Source organism: Vibrio sp. 1557 (assembly GCF_033340175.1).
GTDB lineage: Bacteria > Pseudomonadota > Gammaproteobacteria > Enterobacterales > Vibrionaceae > Vibrio > Vibrio alginolyticus.
In genome coordinates this window covers 1-1551 of record NZ_JAWOVZ010000102.1, presented here as the reverse complement: position 1 = coordinate 1551, position 1551 = coordinate 1, and the positions used below count along the sequence as shown (strand labels likewise).

Below are 1551 nucleotides of genomic sequence, written 5' to 3'. Positions count from 1 at the left end.
GAAACAGCAGCGTGTTTATCGCGTTATTTGAGCAAAGTGGTGATGTACGTAGTGTTTCCTTGGAGGGTGAGATGGTAATCTCTGAGAAGTCTGTAAACGGAACGTTGGTGAAGTCAGCCTTAAATGGCGCTTGGGTGTATACTAAAAACTACCTATCAGGAGAACGTCATGTCTGTTTCTCAAATGGCAACCAGCCGCTTATATAAACTGGTTCAGATTCTTTGTTCGGCGCGCAATGCGAATTTGCCGGTAGAGCAAGGAAAATGTCTTTATGAGCCAATTGAAAACGGCGTTGAACTTCACCATGCGCATTTCTTGCTAGATTCACAACACAGTGAATACACCTCGCCAATTGCAAAAATTCTATTTGATTCTCAGACTCAGCTTTGGCGCTTTTATGTTCCCGCCTCTCGCTCAGAAGAAATTCGATGGATTCCTTACAAAAAGTTGCCGCATAGTCACACGCTCGAAGATCTCCTTGCCGAACTTGAAAGCGATCCTCAAGCGTGTTTTTGGGAGTAGGGGATTAACCTCTTACTACCTGATTACGAAAGTCTTTAGGGGTGATGTTGTAAATGGATTTAAACGCGGTACTAAAGTGAGCAGCGCTCTTAAATCCAGATTCAAATGCGATTTCTGTTATCGATTTTTGTGAAACGCGCAATTGTGTTGCCGCGTAGTTAATACGTTTCACTTTTAATATCTGAGAAAAAGAAAGGTTTTCAGCCGCAAGGCGGCGTTTTAACGTCGCAATAGACATGCTCATGTGCGCCGCTAGGCCTTCTAACGTTATATCCTTCTCAATGTTCTTTTCGATGTACTTAATGGCCTTTTGAGACGCTGTTAGGCTGCTTGCATCGTCAATGATCGAAAGAATGTCTGGCTGAACTTCCACCATAAGAGAAAGTAGCGCCATTGCGATGTGGCTCTGAGTGTAATCAGGTGCATTACGACTGGCTAAAGCCAATAACGTATTCTTAAGCTGTGTGATTTCTGAATTGGATTCTGGCGAGAAAGGGTAGAAGCGTCGGTGTTCTGCTTCTGAATGCAATCCAGGGTGTGCTTTCTTAAACTCGCAAAATAGGCTGATGTCAAAGACTAGCGCGACAGCTTTAAAGCCATTCTCGCCAGGTATGGCTTCTGCACTTCTTAAGTCAGAAGAGTTGTATAGGGTAAAGTCGCCAGCTTGTAGTTCAAATTGTTCGCCATTTGGCTGGTGGACGACTAATGCGCCTTCTTCTACTATATATAAGCCGTTATGGGTGGCGGTGTAACGTTCACTTTTGCGAGCAGTGAAGTGGTTAAAGCGAATGATCTCAATGTTCGGCATATTCGTTCTTATCGTTTTCCATGACAAATAAAAAAGGCGCTCATTCGAGCGCCTTTAAACTTCATTCGGTATTATTCTTCACTTACAGTTTGTTCTGTTTGTGGTGCTGGTTGATCAGCAAATACCTGTGTTGGCTTTGCAACTAAACTGCGGTTTTCTTGGTTAACGTCCGCAAGAACGATTGCCAATGTGTCACCCAGCTTGTACACCACCTCTTTATC

3 protein-coding genes are annotated in these 1551 nt (G+C 43.7%); 2 read left to right on the top strand and 1 reads right to left on the bottom strand.

Features of this window, described 5'->3' with window-relative positions; all coding sequences use genetic code 11:
- A partial coding sequence (locus R7070_RS24965) for a hypothetical protein (protein ID WP_318141364.1) occupies window positions 1-206 on the top strand: 206 nt, incomplete at its 5' end.
- Window positions 169-522: a DUF3024 domain-containing protein gene (locus tag R7070_RS24960; RefSeq protein ID WP_005462123.1), complete on the top strand. Its 354-nt coding sequence runs from the start codon at window positions 169-171 to the stop codon at window positions 520-522. The genes R7070_RS24965 and R7070_RS24960, both read left to right, overlap by 38 nt.
- A gap of 4 nt (window positions 523-526) precedes the next feature.
- On the opposite strand, the gene R7070_RS24955 is transcribed toward R7070_RS24960, so the two are convergent.
- Window positions 527-1330: a helix-turn-helix transcriptional regulator gene (locus R7070_RS24955; protein WP_065766730.1), complete on the bottom strand. Its 804-nt coding sequence runs from the start codon at window positions 1328-1330 to the stop codon at window positions 527-529.
- Between the last annotated feature and the right edge of the window lie 221 nt (window positions 1331-1551).

Coding starts and splice junctions, on each gene's coding strand:
- R7070_RS24960 (WP_005462123.1), top strand. CDS start 169: ATGTCTGTTTCTCAAATGGCAACCAGCCGCTTATATAAACTGGTTCAG.
- R7070_RS24955 (WP_065766730.1), bottom strand. CDS start 1,330: ATGCCGAACATTGAGATCATTCGCTTTAACCACTTCACTGCTCGCAAA.